This is a genomic window from Bacillus cereus group sp. BfR-BA-01310, assembly GCF_022664325.1.
Lineage (GTDB): Bacteria > Bacillota > Bacilli > Bacillales > Bacillaceae_G > Bacillus_A > Bacillus_A paramycoides.
The window spans coordinates 96,213-117,576 of sequence record NZ_JAKUHD010000007.1; the positions used below are offsets into that span (position 1 = coordinate 96,213).

The following is a 21,364-nucleotide window of genomic DNA, read 5'->3' on the forward strand; positions in this document are numbered from 1 at the left end:
CACTTATTAAAGGTTCACTTTATTCTCGATTTACATATAAAATAAGTACAATAATAAGTGCACTTAAAATAGTCGTAACAATAGAGTAAGAATAAAAAATCATGCAAAGTGGTAAACAAGCGATTGTAATTAACCCCGGCTTCGTAAATCCTTTGAATATTAAATAAAATATAATAAAAATACCCAAGAGGGTAAGCGCTATCAAATAATCAAATGCGATTAATCCTCCAATAAATGTTGAAATGCCTTTTCCACCCTTGCCTTTAAACAAAATTGGGTAAATATGTCCGATTATAACGGCCAATAATGTTAACATTATGAATGTAGAATCTTCAAAAAGATATTTTGCAATATAAACTACTATTGCACCTTTGATTGCATCACCTAAAAATGTAGTGACGAAATACCACTTTCCATATACTCGCCCCATATTTCTTGCGCCCGGATTTCCACTTCCTTCTTCACGAATATCAACGTTATGTCTCCATTTTGTTAATATATAAGCGGTCAATATGTTTCCAAATAAATAAGAAGCCACTACATACAAAAACTGCATGCTATTAATCATGTAATCATTCACTTTCTTTATGGGAATACATATAAAGTATTCAATTGCTACGTATATTGTACTTTTCTTACTCTACATCCCTTTATATATTTTAACATCACATTTTTACAAATCATACAAAAATTCTCATTTAACCATTTACAACGCAAAATATTTATCCTTCAATAAATAGTATGTTCCTTTCGCTGCCATTTCTGATTGAGATACAAATGTAACTTCTCCAATACTTTCCTCACAGCACTTCTTAAATGTAGCATATACTTCAGGAACTAAACGTAATATGCTGCCACTTACTGCAATTGAAGCAGGTAAATCAAATTGCATCTTTTTATAAACATCTACCGTAATTCTCGCTAATTCCTTACCAGCTTGCATCATAATTTCATGTGCGTTATCATTCCCATTTCTCGCTTCCTCAATAATTAATGGTGTGATTGCTGCAACCTTATCTTTTGAAGAAGTATATACTAGACTTTTTATATGAGATGGTGTTAAAAGTTGAAACTGATTTTGAATGTTTAAGCTTAATGAACAAAGTCTAACTCCTTGATCAAATTGTAATGCCATTTTCTTTAAAGCTTGTAATCCAATCCAATATCCACTTCCCTCATCTCCTAAAATATGTCCCCATCCACCGCTATATTCGTACACTTCGCCTTTCTTTCCTATACAAATTGCACCTGTACCACCTATAGTTAAAATTCCATCCTTACCTTTTAAGCCAGCTGCATGTGCAATCATTGCGTCATTAAAAACTTCAACTTTTATTCCATACTTCTTTATTAATCGTAATGTTAATTCATTTGCATTTACTCCACTTATACCCGCTAATCCTAAGCAAATACAAACGCAGTGTCCATTCACTACATTTTTCTGGCATTGATCAATCGCTTCCATAATATGCAAAAGTGCTTCTTCAAAATCTATTAATATATTTCCAAACCCACCCGTACCTCTTGCAAACTCGTTTCCGTCTCGATCAAAAGCAATTGATTCGGTCTTCGTTCCCCCACCGTCTACTCCAATCATGTACCTCATTTTCTCGCCTCATTTTCCTCTTCTTATTGGAGGGAATGTTATATTCCCTAAAACAACAGATTCCTTAGCACCTGTTGCGCTCGGCACATTACTCGAATTACGATGATACGTTTCGTTTGCTAAAAAACAATCATATAAGTAAACAACGTACATCCTACTGAAAACAATATAAATCTAAAAAAAAACTGAGCTTTCGATACAAATGTTCCATCAATGAAAGAAACAACTATCGTAAGCAAAACACTTGTCGCAATGCTTGTAATCAACCATATACTATGCATTTGTGATAGATTTAGCATTCTTAATAAAGGTACAAAAATTAAATTCGAACAAATCACCCCAAATAGTAGTAAAAATACTCCTTTATAACTAAATTTTATATACATTCCTTTTCACCTTCTCTCAATTCTATATGAAAGAAGTGATAGACAAATTGTCTATCACTAATAATTTACTGTATATGCGTTATGCATTCACAGATTCTTCATCACCATTCTTCTCAATTTCAAGCATGTTTTTGTCATACATTTTAAAGAATGGAAGATAAATAAGAAATGAAATTGTTATGTTTATAAATACGAGTACAATCGCTCGCCAATCCCCACCTGTTGCTAAATACGCACCAATTGGAGCGGGCAATGTCCACGGAGGCATTATATGTGTCGGTGTAACAAGTCCCATCGCAGTTGCTGAGTATGCAACAGTTGCTGTTACTAGTGGTGTAATGATAAATGGGATAATTAAAATGGGATTTAGTACAATCGGCAATCCGAAAATAACAGGTTCATTAATATTAAAAATACCAGGTACAATACAAGTTCTTGATAATGCTTTCGAATATTTTGATCGACCAAATACAATCATAGCTAATACAAGCCCTAACGTTGCACCAGAACCACCAATCCATATAAACCATTGATATAATGGTTCTGGTGCAATGAATGGCAACTGATCTGCCCCGCTAGCAACTGCTTCACCATTTTTTCCTAAGTATACTTCCCATAATGGACGGGCAACAGTGCCAACAACCGACACACCATGTATACCGAACGACCAAAAAAATGTAATTAAAAATACTGGAATGATCACACCGAAGTAACTATCACCAGCTTTTACTAACGGTGCCGCTAATTTATCAACAACATGATGTAAATCAATACTAAAAACGACAGTAACTAGACTCATAATAATAATAACGAACGCAGCAGGTATAAGTGCTTCAAAAGAACGTGATACAGACGGCGGTACTTGTTCTGGCATTTTAATCATTACATTTCTCTTCTTACAAAACCTTAAAATCTCAACGGATAAAATTGATACGATCATCGTAACGAATAATCCGTGTCCTCCGAGATTTGTCATCGGAAGCATAAATCCTTTTTTATCGATTAATTCAGGCGTTAATGTTAAAAGAAGTGAACATACTGCAAGCTGTGCTCCTGATAAAGCATCTAACTTATAACTTTTCGCTAAATTGTATCCTATACCAAATGCTATATATAATGACATAATAAACATAGTTAGACGATATGGTATTAAAATGCTCGCCTGATGTTTCGCTGCCCAAAGCGAAATGAAACTATCTTTCGGAAGTGGCGGAAATGCTACAATTAAAAAGAAGCTCCCTACGATAATAAATGGTAATGCCGAAATTACCCCATCACGAATTGCCTGTAAATGCCTTTGCTCGGACAGCCTTGCCATTGGTCCAGATAAGTTATTCTCAAGAAACGAGACAAACTTATTCATAACACTACCTCCTAACGAATTAATTCATTTACAGCTTTTAATAACGTCGGTCCACCTAGTGGGGTATATGCTTGGGGCGGAATAATACCACACGGAACAGATACCAGTTCTGCAAGCTTTTTTACGGAATCAAAGCGGTGGCGTACTTGAGGAGCAACCATTACAACATCCCAGCCATTCTTGACTTCTTCCACAATCTCATTTGTTCCAATCGCATGCACTTCCATATCGACACCTTTTTTCTCCGCTTCTTTTTTTAAAGCGTTTACAACAATTGCGCTGGACATTCCTCCAGAACACACAAATAACACTTTCATTTTAATATCCTCCTATACTTGTAATTTCATTTCCATCTTGTTCAAAAATTGTGTAACAATCAGTGAAAGGAAGTTTCACGTTACTAACAAGCATATGAAGGATATATACAGTTTAGTTATATTGAAAGAAAATTTCAGCAAAAATACTATTTCTATTAATTTGAAGTTTCAATATGAAACTTTCTCAATTGTAGCTCTCCTATTTCACCATGTTATAGTATTTTAGGTAATAGAATAAAAAAGGCAGCATTTAAATGTAAATGCGCTTGTAAAAGGATTAAATATGGCTATTAAACAAAAAGATCATATATACAGTTTCACATAAGTCCATCTAGTGTATGGAGAAATATTGTTGATGATCCCAACAACGCTAACACAACCGCTGGACAAAGAAGCTATTATGATATATACGTTAATACACGTGAGTGGATACGAAAGGGTATAATGATTATAAATCCCTTATTAAAAAAACCGCCTTAAAGCCGAATTACTTAGCTTTTAGGGCGGTCTCTTCTATTTATTCTTAAATTTCTCAGTCGCTGCTCTCATTTTCACATTCAAATCATGATCAATGGAGTCGCGAATATCACGTTCTACTGCTTCCATTTCTTTTTGGAAATTTTGCAAGTAAATTTTTAATTCTTCTTCTTTTTCAGGACGTTGTGATGGTGGTAGTTGTACCACTAATGATAACATCGCTGTTAAGTCTTTCATTAAAAACGTTTCAAGTTTATGTTGTTGTTCAAACATACGTTGTTCTTGATAGTATGGAAGTGCATTCAATACTGAAATTGTAATGTCATCAACCGTTCTTTGTAATGAAGGATTAATCGATCGTTTGTACGCTTGAATTGTATTTAATGCATCAGGGTATCGATCATAAAAATACAATTTATAAAACGATAGGTCTGTCGGTTTAACAGTTTGCTGTGTTTCTTGTCTCAAGAAATTTTTCACTTTCATCGTTGCGATATCGATATCTTCATTTGTAAGCTTTTTCGTTGTTTTTGCCATCACATGTACTTTTTTCTGTTTCTCTTTCGGTAACATTGAGAATACTTGCTCTCTCGTACGTTGGCCCGATGTACAGAAAAGTGTATTTAAAGTATTTTGTTCTTTCGTTCCTTCAGTCCGAACCCAGCGATAAAAGAGTGGGTGCTGCGTAAATTCTTGTAAAAACGGTGTTGATTTATTCGATAACTTCTCAATAGAATCTTGCGCTCTCTTATATGGTTTCGTCCATGAAAAATAAAGTTTACGTCCGAAGTATACAACTAAAACAACGACAGAAAATGCTATTAATAGTAATGAACCTAATAGTAATAATACTCCTTGAATGAAACTCATTTTTTCACCTCCTCTAATGATCTGTTATTTCTTTGGATGTTGTATGAGTTTCTGCTTCATCTCATCATTAAATGTGTCAAGTTCAATTACAAACTTCTTACTAGACTCGATAATACGTTCTGACGATTTCTCAGATGCTTCAATAGCAGCGAATACATTTTGGAATGATTCACGTAATTTATCCATGCTAATAGCAGGATTTTCCAGAAGTTTTGTTGTTTCTTCTGTATTTTGTTTCAATGCTCGAGAATTGCTTAGTACCATTGATTCGATCGCTTCATTTGTCGCATTAACTGCATCGATTGTTTTACGTTGATTTGTTAATGCAAGCTGTATTGCAGCTGAAACCGTTACTACATTTTGTGTCATCGTAATCGCATTACGAATTGCCTCTGTTAACTTTTCATTATTTTTCTTAATAATATCTACAGATGCGATAGATTGTAATAACACACTTTTTGCTTGTTGCATATTACGTGTACGTACAAGTATCTTTTCTAATGCATCGTTTATTAATGGAATATCCCTTTGACGCTCTGGATTTTGTTTCTCAGCCTCAAGCATTCCAGCAAGTTTTCTACCTAAGTATACTTGTTTATCAAGAGCGTGAATTTTATCATGTGATTGTTCTTTTAACATTTCAAGACCAACAGTATCCTCTTGCAAGTTATCACGGCCAATTAGAAGTGATCTAATAATCTCCTCGATTTGCTTATCTATAGATTGATATTTATGCACGTAATTTTCAAGTGGATTTTTCTTGAACACTTTAAACATAAGTTTCTTCATACCAGTTGCCTTTAATGAGTTCGGATCAAGTTCAGATACCACTTTTCGCAATTCTAACAATGTATTTGGAATTTCTTCATTCTTTCCATTCATCATCGCTGTTACAGGACGTTTTAATGCCGATAGCGTTTGTCCTGCCGCTTGTTGCTCTTTATCTCCCAAGTCTCCAAGCTGGGACAATACTTTTGATAAATCTGTATTTTGCTCGCTATTTAACTTTTGTACATAAAGATCCGCTTCTTTATTCAATTCTTCAAGTTCTGCATCTTTTATTACTGTATCAACCACTACTTCTACATTATTATCTTTTACAATCGATACAGGTTCCTTTTTCTCGAGTTCAGTCAACAAAATCGCTCCTTTATTTATATGTGCGAATTTATGTGCACTATATTTCGTCTAATATATCGTATTTCATATACATTTTTCTTGTTTGAAATCGATTTTTCAAGAAATACCTGCTTATGCAGTCATTCCCTGTTTCTTAGTATAAGTATACCTGTTCTCAACATTATTTTCCTCAGACTTAAGACCTAGAGAGCAACATGCTAAAGGCCGATTCTTCATGGATTACCTTTATTAATTCCATTTATCAACTTCCTTAAAATCATACAGTACTCTATTTTTTGACATATGTTATCTTTCAATGTGATAATAATATTAAACTCACTTCTAATTATTCTTTCGCGCCACAAATGCTCCCTTTTGAAAAGCTAATAACACCGTTTCAAACGTATCATCTTCTTCAATCATCTTTATAAATTCTGCTAGTTCCTCCGCATGAGAAGTTGCATTATCAATAACAAGAAAACCTTTTGGTTCTAACATACGTTTTATATGTTCCCACCACCACATGTATTGCGTGCGCTCTGAATCTAGGAAAATAAAATCAAATGAACGATCTACTTGAGAATCTAAAAATGCCCCAGCCTCTTGATTATGAATATCGATTCGCTGTGTAAGATTTGCCTTTTCAAAATTTTCAAGTGCCTCTCCAACCCGTTCTGAAGAAAGTTCTACAGTTGTAACATTTCCATTTGTTTCATCTACCGCATTTGCTAGCCACAATGTAGAATAACCATTTGAAGTTCCAATTTCTAAAATGTTTTTTGCATTGCACCCCTTTACTAAAACTGATAAAAACTGTCCCATTTCGCGAGAAATATTTCGTAATTTTTCTTCTCGTTTTTCTTTATGTCGATCATGCTCTTCTCCATATTGTTCAAGTTGCAATAATAATGAATCTAGAGTATTCATTTTCTCCATCGCCTTTCCAAGCAATATGATGAAAAAGTTCATGATGCACGTCTACTTTTCATTATATGCGAAATGTAAACCTTTTTCCTGTTATATGACAAATAATTAAATTTTTTATAGCATATTGTTTCGTTTTTTGGTAAAGTTAATTTCTACGTGTAATTATTTCGTTACATTATTTTACAATCAAATTGCAATTATAAAATAATCTATGCCCCATTTAAATGAATCGGTATTTCTAATTCAACTAAGCGCCCTTTTCGGACGCATTTTCTTTTGTTTATATATTTCTGTGAGAAAGGATGCTTACACATGAACGTGATTAACTTAGATGCTGCTAGAAGACGTAAACAGCATAAAAAACTAATGATAACTATACCGATTATTAAACGCATTTATGAAGAAGACGGGGAAATTAAATTTGAGGTAGCTGGCGAAAAAGATGTACCTCTTGAAATGTTAGAGAAATAAAGTAAAGCTTTGTCTACCTAGCCTTTTTACTTTCACCAAGTTTTGAGGCTGGAGTCATTTTTCTCACAAATAATGCAGTGAATGAATAAAGACGCGCTTCAAATGAAGTACGTCTTTATTTATTTTTATTTAAATGCATAAGTTTTTCTGGATTAACCATCATATAAATGTTTGAAATTTTCCCATCATGAAATGCAAATGAAAGCACATAAGTCACCTTATTATTTATTTTTACAATGACACCCGGTGCACCATTTACCATTTTGAAATCAACAGCATACTCACCTGGTAACCTTTTTGCAATTCCAAAGAACAAACGTATAATTCTATCTGCAGAATAAATCGGATTTATAGCAGTAGTAACTTTCCCGCCACCATCTGCTTTGAATATCGCATCTGTTTTTAAAACTTCTAACATCCCTTGTGCATCTCCTCGTTGTAATGATGCTACAAATTTTTCAACATAAGTGGCCATTAGTTTCGTACTTAATTTCTGATGCTTCGGTTTATCCAAAATACTCTTTCGTGCACGCTGAAATACCTTCCGGCAATTCACACTACTCTTACCAACTATTAAGGCTATTTCTTCATAATCATAACCAAAAACTTCTCTTAATATGAATACAACCCTTTCTACTTCAGATAACTGTTGTAAAAGTAAAAGATATGCTGTAGAAAGAGATTCCTTCATTACGAATGACTCAAACGGGTTATCATTTTCTTCCACAAGCGGCTCAGGTAACCACATTCCAATATATACGTTCCGCTTATGTGCCGCGGAACGTAATTTATCAATTGAACGATTAGTTACCATTTTACATAAATAAGCTTTTATATTTTCAACAGACTGACTATCATCCATGTTATTTAATGAAATGAATACGTCATGGACTATATCTTCAGCGTCCATAACACTCCCCAGTATTCGATAAGCTAAAGAAAATAATAAAGGTTTATGCGCTTCATATAATTGCTCCGTTTCCATGCTGAATAGCCTCTCTTTCTAATTGCTTTAAAATGTGTAATGCCGCTCGTTTCCCGCTTGCTACTGCTGCATCAGCTAATACTTCATTGTGCCCAGCCCAATCTCCTGCTACGTATACGCCTGGCATTTCAGGAATTGCAGGCCCCGGATTTTCTCCTCGGCCAATATGCGGAAAATCATGAACAACAGTTATTTTAGGTAAATATTGCTTAACAACAACTTCTCGTTTCCAATTAGGATGTAATAGCTCCATCGTTTTTTCTAACTGTTCTTTATCATTATTAATACTATTTATCTCTTCCATAGGATTATGATACTTAATCAAGCTTACAACTATCGATCCATCTTCACTTAACTTAGCTGATCTCGATTGGTTCGTAAAAAATACAGGTTGATCTAACCCTAATGCAAATTGATGTGTAGGACTAGGTAATCGTTTCAAACCCAAATCTAATGCAGCTGCTGTCACTTGTAACGATTGTTCACTCCATACGTGCAAACTAGTTTTTTCTGCACCTTTTATTATTTTACAAGCTTCTTTCACTGGAATCGTCACGATAACAGCATCAGTTTCGAATATATCATCGTCTAAACAGCGTATTTTTTGTATATCTTCACAATGTTCTATTTCCAAAACATGCTTACTTTCCTGAAATTTAACACCAGCATTTATAGCTATATCTTTTAATTTTGTTATAATTGTCTCCCAACCACCATCTACATAAAAAACTCCTTCTTTCATCGAACGTTGTATTTGTTTTAATACAGACGATGCTAATTGGATGGTAGGAGCAAATGTGTATGTCGTTGTTCGACATAACGCATAAAATATATTTCGTACCATAGGATCCTGTATTTCTTTTTCTGCCCATACAGAAAGACTCATTTTTGGAATCACACTTATATCCAATTTCCCTAAATGAATCATAAGACGAGAAAATTGTATTTTAGCTGACCATGAAAGTAATGGCGTTGATAAAATGGTACGGAAATCAGTTGGGATTGTATATACCTCATCTTTCCATATTCCGTGTGCTTTCGTGGACGGTATTCCTCCCGAAAGATTCATACCAAGCTCGTTAAATGTTAAGAACGCTTCTCCTCCTCGGTATAAAGCATGTGCTCCAAGATTCATATAGATGCCATTTTTATTTATTGTCATCGCTCTGCCACCAAAACGGCTAGATTTTTCTAATACAACAACTTTTCTTCCTTTTTTCGCTAAATATATAGATGCCGTTAACCCAGCAAGCCCCCCGCCAACAATTGCTATATCAAATTTATTCATAAAAAATCCCTCCTTCTCGTTCTACTTACAAGACGAACGATGATGGAAGGATGTGACATAAAAATGCATTTTTATATTATCCACTTTATTTATAATCCGGTTATATTGTTTTTGAAATAACTTAATAGTAAACAAAGTATCTTCTTTTACTTTTAAAGAATTACATTATTTTATAATTTCATTGCCATTTTCAAAGGTCTTTATCATATTATATAGAATTATTATTAGAAATAACTTTAAGGGATGGATTTATATGAATGAGGTTTTATTACAAAAGGCAAATTATCTACAACCTGAAGAATTAAGGCTAATGAAAAAAGCTATACAATTTGCCAAGCAAGCACATGATGGACAATACCGTCAAACAGGAGAATCATATATTATTCACCCTTTTGCTATTACAGAAATTTTATTACATTATAAAGCTGATGCTACAACTTTGATTGCTGCGTTATTACATGATGTCGTAGAAGACACCGATCATTCTTTAGAAGAAGTGGAGTCGCATTTTGGTACGACCATTCGATATATTGTAGATGGGTTAACCAAAGTAAATAAACAACAAAATCCAGAGAAAGCATTATACGAAGCAACTAATTTTAAAAAGTTATTACTAGCTTCTCAACAAGACATACGTGTTAGCATTATTAAAGTTATAGATCGTCTTCATAACATAAAAACTTTGGGTATAAAAAAACCAGCGAAACAAGTAGCTTATGCAAATGAAACAATAACATTATTTGCACCACTTGCAAAGCGATTAGGTTTATACGATATCCAGCATGAATTGGAAAATCTAGCTTTCAAACATCTCCATAAAGAGCGATATGAAAACATGCGAAACTTTTTAAATGGCTACGTAAAACAAATTCAACAAAATATAATCGAATTAAATAGAGGTATTAATAACTTTTATGATACTAACCTTTCATTTGAATTACATTATAATTTCACCCCCATTTATTCTGCTTACTCGCAACTTCAAGAGGCACAAGACATATCGAAAGTTTCTCAAATATATATCACAACTTCAAGTGTGCTTGATTGCTATACAATCCTTGGAATGATTCATCAATTATATAAGCCTAATATAAAATCTTTCGAAGATAATATAGCGCTTGAAAATAACCATTTCAACTCTAACTTAAAAACTAAAATTACTATTAATGATGTTGAACAAGTAATTATTATTCAAACACGATTGGCAAAGAGGATAAATAATAGTGGCGTTTTTTATTTATTAAATAATTTCGATAATGATATCAAAAAGATTTCATATAGCATACTTGATGATACAATTTTTAATAACCATTTATTAACGAAAGATCCTTTCATCTTTCATGACCTAGTCTCATATGAGCTGTTTGAAAATACTATTACTACTTATACCACTAACTTAAGGCCCATTTATTTGCCTAAAGGTTCTACAATTATTGATTTTACATTTGCTGCTTTTCCTGAAAAAGCACATTATATGTACAGTACTAAATTAAACGGTAATCCCGTTTCAATTAATACGGAATTATCTCATTTAGATGTAGTTGAAAGCTATTTCAATACAAAACAAAACGTATCAATAGACTGGCTAAATTATGTTCATACAGCTAAAGCTCAATTAATGATTGAACAGAAATTATCGTAAAGAAAAAAGCAATGCCCTCTAATAAAGGAAGCGTTGCTTTTTTTATGGCTGTTTTTAATTTTGCACTTCAAATCCGAAACCGTTATAGTAAAATTGCTAGTTTTTTATCCTACTAATCTAAAAATGCAGTAAAAGCAATAATAACTAATAAAACACCACTAATAAGCGTCCCAAACTGTCCAATCGTGAACTTTCCAATTCTTACATTTGCTACTTTTTCTCCTAGTACTACGCCTGCCCACACAGTTATAAAGCTAGCTATTGATGCAGCTAAACAAATTGCAATAGGTGATAATCCTAATAAACCAGCACCTAATCCATTTGTAAGAGCATTTGCTGAAAGAGCGACACCAAGGAAAAGAGATTCAACAAACCCAATACTTCCAGACTTATCAATATCTGCCTTCGTTGGATCTTTCATAATTGTTTTCAGACTTCCGGAGACCCCATCTTTATTTGAAGTTTCTCCCTCTACTTCTCTTATAGATGCCACTTCTTTATTTTTTCGTGGCATGGCGAGTAACATAATACGAATACCAATAATCACTAAAAGTAATGAACCAACGATCACCGGAAATATTCCTGGCAATACTTTAGATAGCCAGACACCAAAATAAATTCCTGCTGCACTAAAAAGAAAGCAAATGACGGAAATAATAAAGTTTGAGAAGGCATTTATTCGAATACCACGTATTCCATATGAAATACCTACACCAAAATTATCAATGCTTGAAGATATCGTAAGTGCTAGTATCATCATCCATGCCATTATAATCAACCTCATTTCACAATTGATATATATTTCTCTTGAAGCTTGGCTTTTAACAGCATTTCAACTCATCTAGGTTCATCCTCAATCATAAAACCACTCTTCACATCCTTTTTCAATATTTTCTTATACGCCCTTATTCCCTTTAGTTCATATAGAAAATCTTTTTGTCTAATACCGTATTTAATAGGATAACTTACGTATCGGGACACTATTTTGCACGAGAGAAATTCTTTTTAGATAAAGCAATTAAAACCATATTATGTGAATATAAAATGAACTATGTTAACATTATTTTTATTTTTTGCAAATGTATTGATTTTTTATTGCAAATTAATTTAATGTTTGATTTCATTTGTTGATAAATTATTGAAAATTCATTGTGATAACTACAAATGCACACTCCAAAAACTAGACTCATATCCTAATTTTGTACAATGACTTTCAAATAGAAAGGCAGGTAATACAATTGACTTCTAATGTCGACTACACTTCCCCATCAACCAATTTCACTCATGATTTAAGTAAAAGTAATTTTTTTAAAAAAGATGCTCAAAATTATATAAACGTACTTAGCATTAAACAGTTAAATACATTAGAAAACACTTCTTTGTTAGATATTTAAGTACAGGTAATGTTGTACAACCACACATTCATCAAAATGCAGCTGAACTCGTGTATTGTATTTCAGGGTCCGCTGTCGTTTCGTTAATTAATCCGTTTACGAATCAAATTTTAAACTTACCTATAAAACCAGGGCAAGTTGCAAATGTCCCGCAAGCTTGGTGGCATTATGAGATCGCAACAACTGATAACACACATTTATTAGCTATTTTTGATGCCCCTACCCCTGAAGTTATTTTTGGATCTGATATTTTAAGATTAACCCCAGCTAATATGATGGCTCATACTTATTGTCTCGATGAACAGCAATGGAAACAAGCAATATCGCCTATTCAATCCACTACAGTAATTGGACCTCCCGCAAACTGTAATCAAAACCGAGGTATGATAAACCAATCACCCCCCCTACTCAACAACAAAATTTATATTACCAAGATTCATATTATTTCCCTCTTTACTGGGGATATTAATTTATACATTTTCAAAAAAATACCATGTATCTCCTCGGAAAATACCTAGGAGATTTTTATTGTATATCTTCTTTTCTTATTCTTTAACGTAACAATTAATAGAGTACATACATATAATATTTATATATTATATTGGAGGTGAAAGTGCTATGAGTAATAATAACTATCGAAAAAACTACTCTCATAATAAAACTAATAGCTCTTCAGCATCCTCTCAAACTTCGAATTCTCAATCTTCCAATTCCCAATCGCAAAAAGATTTAGCTCAACAAGGCTATGTAAAGAAAAAAGGGTGTAATTGTAATAAAAACAAATAGTATATAGCTTATATAAACCGACTTTATCGCATCCCTTAAATGAAAGACTTTCCTGATAAATAGTATAATTTTTCAAAAGATGAATTCTGTAGGGAACAGGATTCATCTTTTTTATAATAAGGCTCTGTTAAAGTAAAATGTTGATAAAAGATAAAAAATAACGAATGTCTAATTAGACATTCGTTATTTTTTATCCAAACTCATTAATAAATTGATACATTTAATTGTTATTTAATCGTTTCGAGAAAATTATGGGAACATTATTTTTGCAAACTATTTCTAAGATTGCAATTTCTTCAATCATACCTTTTATAGTATCATTCCTTTTTAAACAATATGTAAATGCTTCTGATAATTTTTCTGGAGTCAATCTATTTGCTAAGGTACAATGTGGTAGCCATTTGTCAGGTAAGTATAATGAATTAGGATTGTCATTGTACTTTATAAAATTTTTGTGATGATTAGAGTGAAATTCTAACAATTGTCTATTAATGGTGGGTGATAAAAAGAGCGTTCCTGAATTTAAAAATGACCCGATCGAATTAAAGGTTATTTCAAAACCTACCTTATCATCATAAAATTTATCGATCTGTTCAATAAATTCATTTTTGTCTATTTCATTGTAACTTGCTAATGTAATATGTGGTACTCTGTTCACTACTTCATCTGCATAAAACGATATTGATTTTTCTCGTAATTCTCTCCATATATCTTTAATAATTTGTTCTGTCTTTTCATCAAATTTTGCAATAACTCCATACATACATTACTCACCTTCGTTCCTTTAACTTCGGTTTTTTAGATGGTTAAATTTAATTGACGAATATCTTCATTTTTCAAATGATGTTCGCAAAGACTTGTGCGTACGAAGACCTCTTTTATATTCGATGTGGTAGCATCAAACCCCTTCATTTCAAGGAATTGAAACCATGCCAAATAATGATCAAAATATTTTGTTGCGACCCCTTTAAAACGATTCATCCATTGACTTAAGCGAGCATGATAGCCATTCACATTTTGGATGTGATAAATTCCTTTAATGACATGACCCGTTTTTGATGTATTAATACGATAATGTTCCATGCCTTTTTCTTTTGCGTACGTCATGTATGCTCTCCAAGCATCTGTACAAAGAATAGTACCCACATCTAATAAATGACCAATTGTTTCTTCTACTTTTGATTTCACAATTCGTCCCATACAAGTTACTTTCGACACCGTTTGTTTGTTGCGGTCACGAGCTACCAATACACAAACTTGTTCACGACTGATGCCACGATATTTTGATACACCGCCACGTTTACGAGCTTTACGACCAACGATACCCCTCTTTCCCTTTTCAGAGTATAAGAAATAGGTCTCGTCCACTTCGACGATACCTTCGAATCCTTCAATCTCGATTTCTTTTAGTGCATTTAATATTTTGTGTCGCCAATAAAAGAGTGTAACCCATTTGATTCCTAATATTTGTTCGCATTTACGAAGAGATAGACCTTCAAACATCAATTTAATGAACTCTGCCCAAAATTTCGGATAACGAGTGCCATGCATATGAGTATTGGTTAAGTCATTAAATGTTTTACGGCAAGCCTTACAACGATAACGTTGCCGACCTTTGTATTTACCAAATCGGACAACAAATTGGCTTGTGCAATGCGGACAAACGAACCCCTCAGCAAAACGAGTTTCTCTCATGTCGTTCACAACAGAACCTGATTGAATAATTGGAAAGAGTTTATTTCTCAATGTCCAAAATAATTGTTCTTGCTGACGAGAGTCAATTTTATTGATGTGATTTAGTAAATTACGAAAGGCTTTCATGATTACAAACACACTCCCAATTGGTTTATATAAATATAGTATAACCAATTGGGAGTGTGTTTGCCGTTATCAACAATCTTTTTTAACACAGCCTATAATAATGATAAATAAATTCAAATGTATAGTAAAAATCCAAATTTTAATTTTTCTTCTATATCCAATAATTTCTCAATTTCATTATCCGCATTAATTATTAAAAAAATTAATAATATACTTTCCCCTACCAACAAAAGATTCCCTTATAACAATAGTAGAAACTATCTATACTAAATATTCCGTATAAACATTATCAATTTACTCCATCCCTTACCGATGTTACATTAAATGTGAAGACAGTTTCTCTTTTACTAATCATCTCTCAATTTGTATTCGAGAAACATTCTCCAATCCTATACGCGAGAGCAATACTGTGTTGACACTCAAACGAGTGTCTTTTTTTATAATTTGTCACAAAATAAAAACCACCTTATATAGATGGTTTTATACTTACGAATCTCATTATAATTTTTATGTAAATACCATTTTATGAAACTGGATAATATATTGTCATACTCAACCGCGTTAGAATGTCTCCTGAATTATAATAACTATGTTGTCTATCCGCTTTAAACCTAATTGAATCTCCACTATTTAATTTATATTGGAAATCATTTACTTCAATTGTCAATTCACCATCAAACACCGTAATAAATTCTTCAGTTCCTTCTTTATGCGCTTCAGAACTTAACTTTCCTTCAGTGTCAATTTCAACAGTATAGATTTCAAAATGTCTATCATCTTGGAAAGGAAATGATGGATAAACTTTATATCTCCCATTGCCTTCAGATAATACTTGAACATCATTTCGTAAAATAACTTTCGTATCTGGCTGTGGATTATTGATTAAAGAAGTAAAAGACACTTTCAGTCCATTAGCAATTTTCCAAATCGTTGTAAGTGTCGGACTAGATTCTCCCCTTTCAATTTGTCCGATCATCGTTTTACTTACACCACTTAATTGTGAAACTTTTTCTAAACTCAGCTTTTCTTTCTCTCGAATTGCTTTTAAATTTTTTGCAAGGATAAGTTGAATTTCCTCCATAAAAAAACACCCCTATATCATATACAATATAACGTCCGTTATGTATAATAAAAAGCACACGTTATATTGTTCTTTTCGGTCATTATAACATACAAATTACAGGGAGGTTTTGAAATGTCTATATTTTCTTTTTTAATATTCGTCTTTATTAGCAGCTTCACACCAGGCCCTAACAATTTTTTAGCTATGACATACGCCAACCAACATGGGTTAAAAAGAAGCATTAAATTTTGTTTAGGAGTGGCTTTCGGTTTTTTCATCATCACTTCTTTATGTAGTTTCTTTAATATCGTACTTATAAACATTTTGCCAATAATTGAATTCCCTTTAAAATTTTTAGGTGTAGCTTATATGCTGTATTTAGCTTTTAAAATACTCACTAGTAAAAACAACATAGATACAAAGAAAAAAAGTTATAAAAGTTTATTTTTAGTAGGAATTGCACTTCAATTCGTTAACCCAAAAGGAATTTTATTCGGACTGACTGTAGTATCAACTTTTATTCTCCCTTACTACAATTCATATTCTAGTTACCTTCTTTTTTCATTATTTTTAGGTGTAGTCGGTTTAATGAGTACGTTTAGTTGGTGCCTATTCGGTTCGCTATTCCAAAAACTTTTATTAAAACATAACCAACTATTTAACATCATTATGGCAATTTTATTAGTTTTTAGTGCTATTTCAATTATTATCAACTAGGTCCATAGCTACGCTAATTTTTAACTGTAGATCCTCTCACCTATCCTTTTTACTTTTGAAGTCGTAAGGTGGGCGCCTTCTAGCAACAAAATCCCCACCATATCATACTAAATAAGAAGAGTTTTATATAAGGAGGAGGGTTTCATTAAGACTACTTTGATTTCTCATTTTTATAATGAAGAATATTTATTTGACAACACTTGAAAAATTAGAAAAAAACTATAAATACTATGCAACCTTAACTACTGATCTTCGATTAATCCAGAATACCAAACTGTATTTTCCGATTTATGTTTTCCTAACAATTAATACTACCAAAAGATTAGAAATCCATACCTATATAATTAAAAATGCGGTTTCTCTTTTACGAGAAACCGCATTACATCAATATTTGCTTAAATTTTAAACTGACTCGTATACAAATCGAAGTAAAATCCTCTATCTTCCATTAGAGATTCATGATTCCCTCTTTCAAAAATACTACCATCTTTAATAACGAGTATTTGATCTGCTTTTTCAATGGTTTTAAGTCGATGAGCGATTACAAAACTTGTTCTCCCTCTCATTAAATTATTTAATCCTGCTTGAATTTGCAATTCTGTTCTCGTATCAATATTAGATGTTGCTTCATCGAGAATTAATATATCTGCATCGGCTAAAATCGCTCTCGCAATTGCAAGGAGTTGTTTTTGTCCTTGACTTAAATTCGATCCTTCTGAAGCAATTTCTGTTTCATATTGACTTGGCAAATGCTTAATAAAAGAATGAGCTGAAGCTGCTTTAGCTGCTGCAATTACTTCTTCATCACTTGCATTTAAACGTCCATAACGAATGTTATCCATTATTGTTCCTGCAAATAAATACGTATCTTGTAAAACAACCCCTATTTTACTTCGCAAAGAATTAATATCATAATTCTTTATATCTTTTCCATCAATGTTAATTTGTCCTTTTTGAATATCATAAAAGCGAGTTAACAAATTAATAATTGTTGTTTTTCCTGATCCAGTTGGACCAACTAAAGCGATTGTCTCACCAGGTTTTGCCTCAAGACTCACATCTTTTAAAATCGTTTTATTTTCCGCATACCCAAATGAAACTTTCTCAAGCACTACATTTCCTTGCAATTTTTGTACAACTAATGCATCTTTTTTATTTTGAATTTCTGGTACTTCATCCATAATTTCAAAGACGCGTTCTCCTCCAGCAACTGCAGCTTGAATCGTATTCATTAAAGTTGCAAATTGACTAAGAGGTCTTGAAAATTGACGAGAATAGTTAATAAAAGCCGCAATAACACCTACTGTTGTCATACCATTTAAAACCATAACGGATCCAGCACCAATTACAAGCCCCATTCCTAAGTTATTAATAAAGTTCATGCTTGGAAAAATAAAAGCTGAAAACGTATCAGATTTTGTAGCTGAAATTCTTAGCTGTTCATTTATCTTATTAAAATTCTGTACTGTTTCTTTTTCTTTTCCGTACAATGTTGTAACGTCTGCACCTGTAATAGCTTCCTCGATAAATCCGTTTAATTCACCTAAATCTTTTTGACGCTTCGCAAAGTTTTTACCACTATATGCAACTAGTTTTTTTGTAACGAAAAACATAATTGGCACTGTAATTAAAGTTACAATTGCTAAAATCCAATCTAATGAAAACATCGCAATCGTTACACCTATAAATGTTAACGCTGATGAAATAATCTGTACAACACTTTGTGTCAAAGCTTGATTTAAATTATCAATATCGTTTGTCACTCGACTCATTAAATCACCTTGAGAACGAATATCAAAGAATCGTAGCGAAAGTGTTTGGATTTTCTCAAAAATATCTTGTCGTATTTTTTGTATTGTTTTTAATGCAACGTTAATCATTACAAACGTTTGTAGCCATGTTAGAAGCACCGTTATACCATAAATTGCGATAAGTAGCATACACATTCTCGCAGTACCACTTAAATCTTTTGGCACAATGTATTGGTCAATAATTACTCCCATATAATACGGACCTAATAATCCGAGTAATGTAGTAACAAATACTAGAAAAATAACGAACATAAGCGAGGCTTTTTGATACCCCATATAGTTCCATATCCGCATTACAGTTCCTCTAGTATTCTGCGCTTTTCCCATCTTCGGTGCGTTACGTCCACCTTTATTAGCAAATTGTCCTTGAAAATTACGCATTTTCTTTCCCGCCTTCTTTCTGTATATTGCCACCTTGGGAAAGATAAGTTTCCTGATAGACTTCACATTGTTCTAACAGTTGTTCATGTGTACCATTTCCAACTAATTCACCGTTATCTAGTACAAGAATTTTATCGGCATCCATTATAGAAGAGATTTTGGATGCAATTAATAATATCGTTGTTCCTTTATACTCTGTTCTTAATGCTTCTTGTATGTTTGCCTCGGATTTTGCGTCAACTGCTGATGTAGAATCATCTAATATAAGAATTGACGGCTTTCTCACAAGCGCTCTTGCAATGGATAAGCGTTGTTTTTGACCACCAGATAAATTCGTTGCACCTTGTGTTAAGTTATATTGATAAGAGTCCTCTAGCTTATTAATAAACTCAGTCGCACAGGCAGATGAAGCAGCTATTTCTAATTCATCATGTGAGGCATTTTCTTTGCCATAACGCATATTCTCTTCTATACTCCCGGAGAACAACACTGCCTTTTGAGGTACAAAGCCGATTGATGCGCGAAGTTTTTGGAGATCATATGTTTTTACATTTATACCATCAATACATATTTCTCCTTGATCAACATCATAAAGACGTGGTAGTAACTTTGCTAATGTAGACTTACCGCTTCCTGTAGAACCGATAATCCCTACCTTTTCACCTTTACGAACATTAAATGAAATATCCTTTAAAACATATTCATTATTTTTTATGTAGCTATAGCTAACATGATTAAACTCAATACTTCCTTCTACATGCTCTGTGTCAAATGCATTTGTTTCACTTACAATGTCCACTTCAGTATCTAAAACTTGCTGTACACGATCCGCAGATGGAAAAGCACGTGCAATTTGAATAAATACCATACTAATAGACATAAGTGACATTAAAATGATATTTAAATAGTTAATAAAAGCTAAAATAGCCCCTACTTGGAGTGTACCATTAAATACTTTTTCTCCACCTATCCATAAAGTTGCAACAATCCCGCCATTTACAACTAGCATAATAATCGGCATCATTAACGAAATGAGCTGCACAGCCCGAATATTTATCTTCGTTAAGTTTTTGTTAACATTTCCAAACTGTGAGATTTCATATTTCTGTCTTACATACGCTTTTATAACACGTACTCCAGATAAATTTTCTTGTAACTTTGTATTTACTTTATCCAATGCTTCTTGCACCTTTTTAAACGATCCGCTCGCTTGACTCGCAATGAGTACAATCGCAATTAATAAAATCGGTACAACTACAAGTAAAATAGGAAATAACTCTCTCGCTGTTACAAAAACAATAATTATACTCCCTATAAACAATAACGGACCACGAACAAGGACACGTAACATCATAGTCATCGCTGATTGAATTGATGTAATATCATTTGTTACGATTGTTAATAATTTACCTGTTCCGAATGAATCACGATTTTTACTAGAAAATGTTTCAATTTTTGTAAACACTTCTTTTCTTATATCTGTAGCAAAATTAACAGCTGCTTTTGTAGAATACATCATACAGCCAAGCCCACCAATTAATCCAAGCGCCGCCGCCCCTATCATTAGAAGCCCCATTTTTATTACATAATTCAAATCCCGATTTGCAATGCCAACATCAATAATATGCTGCATTATAGTCGGTTGAATTAGGTCCATCGCAACTTCCAGTACCATAAATAATGGTCCGATTATAGCGAAGAACATGTATGGTCTTAAATATTGTAATAACTTGCGGAATGATTTCATACATAATCTCCTTTTTTATGAAATTATTATTGTATAATTCAACTCCCTCCTTCTTTAAGTCATATAGACTGTTATTTCCTTACTATTTCTAGTTTATTATGCAAATTAATATTTAACATTATTAAATGATAAGTATTAAATCATTTTTAGTCAATAAAATGGAACTTTAATCCACAGAGAATTTTTTCTGGCA

19 protein-coding genes and 3 pseudogenes are annotated in these 21,364 nt (G+C 32.8%); 6 read left to right on the forward strand and 16 right to left on the reverse strand.

The window, feature by feature from the left end; all coding sequences use genetic code 11:
- Positions 1 to 19 precede the first annotated feature (19 nt).
- The 5 genes from plsY to MR109_RS16165 all read right to left on the reverse strand — a co-directional run bounded on the left by plsY (position 20) and on the right by MR109_RS16165 (position 3,672).
- A complete protein-coding gene (plsY, locus tag MR109_RS16145) occupies positions 20 to 568 on the reverse strand; it encodes a glycerol-3-phosphate 1-O-acyltransferase PlsY (protein ID WP_071719769.1) in 549 nt (182 codons plus the stop codon).
- 138 nt (positions 569 to 706) lie between these two features.
- The gene (locus MR109_RS16150) at positions 707 to 1,606 is read right to left on the reverse strand and encodes a BadF/BadG/BcrA/BcrD ATPase family protein (RefSeq protein ID WP_242272999.1); all 900 of its coding nucleotides are present in this window, start codon (positions 1,604 to 1,606) and stop codon (positions 707 to 709) included.
- A gap of 119 nt (positions 1,607 to 1,725) precedes the next feature.
- Positions 1,726 to 1,992, reverse strand: a complete 267-nt coding sequence (locus tag MR109_RS16155; protein WP_242273000.1) for a hypothetical protein — start codon at positions 1,990 to 1,992, stop codon at positions 1,726 to 1,728.
- A 79-nt stretch (positions 1,993 to 2,071) separates the two neighbouring features.
- On the reverse strand, positions 2,072 to 3,355 hold the full coding sequence (locus MR109_RS16160) for a PTS sugar transporter subunit IIC (RefSeq protein ID WP_242273002.1): 1,284 nt from the start codon (positions 3,353 to 3,355) through the stop codon (positions 2,072 to 2,074).
- 11 nt (positions 3,356 to 3,366) lie between these two features.
- Positions 3,367 to 3,672 (reverse strand): PTS sugar transporter subunit IIB, encoded by a 306-nt coding sequence (locus MR109_RS16165; RefSeq protein WP_242273005.1) that lies wholly within the window; start codon positions 3,670 to 3,672, stop codon positions 3,367 to 3,369.
- Between the two features lie 253 nt (positions 3,673 to 3,925).
- Between MR109_RS16165 and MR109_RS16170 the strand changes: the two are divergent.
- Positions 3,926 to 4,113, forward strand: a pseudogene (locus MR109_RS16170) (family 10 glycosylhydrolase); the annotation flags it as partial.
- Between the two features lie 72 nt (positions 4,114 to 4,185).
- On the opposite strand, the gene MR109_RS16175 reads toward MR109_RS16170, so the two are convergent.
- The 3 genes from MR109_RS16175 to MR109_RS16185 form a co-directional block, all read right to left on the reverse strand.
- Positions 4,186 to 5,019 carry a DUF3974 domain-containing protein gene (locus MR109_RS16175; protein ID WP_242273007.1) on the reverse strand — a complete coding sequence of 278 codons (834 nt, stop codon included), beginning with the start codon at positions 5,017 to 5,019 and terminating at the stop codon, positions 4,186 to 4,188.
- A gap of 24 nt (positions 5,020 to 5,043) precedes the next feature.
- On the reverse strand, positions 5,044 to 6,156 hold the full coding sequence (locus tag MR109_RS16180) for a toxic anion resistance protein (protein ID WP_242273009.1): 1,113 nt from the start codon (positions 6,154 to 6,156) through the stop codon (positions 5,044 to 5,046).
- Between the two features lie 324 nt (positions 6,157 to 6,480).
- Positions 6,481 to 7,074, reverse strand: a complete 594-nt coding sequence (locus MR109_RS16185; protein ID WP_098475295.1) for an O-methyltransferase — start codon at positions 7,072 to 7,074, stop codon at positions 6,481 to 6,483.
- Positions 7,075 to 7,377: 303 nt separating this feature from the next.
- Between MR109_RS16185 and MR109_RS16190 the strand changes: the two genes are divergently transcribed.
- Positions 7,378 to 7,536, forward strand: coding sequence for a hypothetical protein (locus MR109_RS16190; protein ID WP_002085567.1), 159 nt, complete (start codon positions 7,378 to 7,380; stop codon positions 7,534 to 7,536).
- Between the two features lie 115 nt (positions 7,537 to 7,651).
- Here the strand turns inward: MR109_RS16190 and MR109_RS16195 are convergent, their stop codons facing one another.
- Together MR109_RS16195 and MR109_RS16200 are read right to left on the reverse strand one after the other, a co-directional pair.
- A complete protein-coding gene (locus tag MR109_RS16195) occupies positions 7,652 to 8,521 on the reverse strand; it encodes a sigma-70 family RNA polymerase sigma factor (protein WP_071719771.1) in 870 nt (289 codons plus the stop codon).
- Positions 8,499 to 9,809 (reverse strand): phytoene desaturase family protein, encoded by a 1,311-nt coding sequence (locus tag MR109_RS16200; RefSeq protein ID WP_242273012.1) that lies wholly within the window; start codon positions 9,807 to 9,809, stop codon positions 8,499 to 8,501. Before MR109_RS16200 ends, MR109_RS16195 begins: the two co-directional genes overlap by 23 nt.
- Before the next feature lie 253 nt (positions 9,810 to 10,062).
- On the opposite strand from MR109_RS16200, the gene MR109_RS16205 reads away from it, so the two are divergent.
- Positions 10,063 to 11,451 carry an HD domain-containing protein gene (locus tag MR109_RS16205; RefSeq protein WP_242273014.1) on the forward strand — a complete coding sequence of 463 codons (1,389 nt, stop codon included), beginning with the start codon at positions 10,063 to 10,065 and terminating at the stop codon, positions 11,449 to 11,451.
- A 112-nt stretch (positions 11,452 to 11,563) separates the two neighbouring features.
- Here MR109_RS16205 and ytaF read toward each other — a convergent pair whose 3' ends face one another.
- Entirely contained in the window at positions 11,564 to 12,223 is a 660-nt protein-coding gene (ytaF, locus tag MR109_RS16210) for a sporulation membrane protein YtaF (RefSeq protein ID WP_197088219.1), read from the reverse strand.
- Positions 12,224 to 12,689: 466 nt separating this feature from the next.
- Here ytaF and MR109_RS16215 point away from each other — a divergent pair.
- Positions 12,690 to 13,314 (forward strand): annotated as a pseudogene (locus MR109_RS16215) (cupin domain-containing protein).
- Positions 13,315 to 13,851: 537 nt separating this feature from the next.
- Here the strand turns inward: MR109_RS16215 and MR109_RS16220 are convergent.
- The 3 genes from MR109_RS16220 to MR109_RS16230 form a co-directional block, all read right to left on the reverse strand.
- Positions 13,852 to 14,394, reverse strand: a complete 543-nt coding sequence (locus MR109_RS16220; protein WP_071719774.1) for a 2'-5' RNA ligase family protein — start codon at positions 14,392 to 14,394, stop codon at positions 13,852 to 13,854.
- Between the two features lie 35 nt (positions 14,395 to 14,429).
- The gene (locus MR109_RS16225) at positions 14,430 to 15,455 is read right to left on the reverse strand and encodes an IS1595 family transposase (protein WP_242273173.1); all 1,026 of its coding nucleotides are present in this window, start codon (positions 15,453 to 15,455) and stop codon (positions 14,430 to 14,432) included.
- Between the two features lie 520 nt (positions 15,456 to 15,975).
- A complete protein-coding gene (locus tag MR109_RS16230; protein ID WP_242273017.1) occupies positions 15,976 to 16,533 on the reverse strand; it encodes a helix-turn-helix domain-containing protein in 558 nt (185 codons plus the stop codon).
- A 114-nt stretch (positions 16,534 to 16,647) separates the two neighbouring features.
- On the opposite strand from MR109_RS16230, the gene MR109_RS16235 reads away from it, so the two are divergent.
- Positions 16,648 to 17,232 (forward strand): LysE family transporter, encoded by a 585-nt coding sequence (locus tag MR109_RS16235; protein ID WP_242273020.1) that lies wholly within the window; start codon positions 16,648 to 16,650, stop codon positions 17,230 to 17,232.
- Positions 17,233 to 17,419: 187 nt separating this feature from the next.
- Positions 17,420 to 17,541: pseudogene (locus MR109_RS16240) on the forward strand (glycosyltransferase family 2 protein); the annotation flags it as partial.
- 86 nt (positions 17,542 to 17,627) lie between these two features.
- Here MR109_RS16240 and MR109_RS16245 read toward each other — a convergent pair.
- Both MR109_RS16245 and MR109_RS16250 read right to left on the reverse strand, forming a co-directional pair.
- Complete coding sequence (locus MR109_RS16245; RefSeq protein WP_242273024.1) at positions 17,628 to 19,424, reverse strand: ABC transporter ATP-binding protein; 1,797 nt, start codon at positions 19,422 to 19,424, stop codon at positions 17,628 to 17,630.
- On the reverse strand, positions 19,417 to 21,171 hold the full coding sequence (locus MR109_RS16250) for an ABC transporter ATP-binding protein (protein WP_242273026.1): 1,755 nt from the start codon (positions 21,169 to 21,171) through the stop codon (positions 19,417 to 19,419). Before MR109_RS16250 ends, MR109_RS16245 begins: the two co-directional genes overlap by 8 nt.
- Between the last annotated feature and the right edge of the window lie 193 nt (positions 21,172 to 21,364).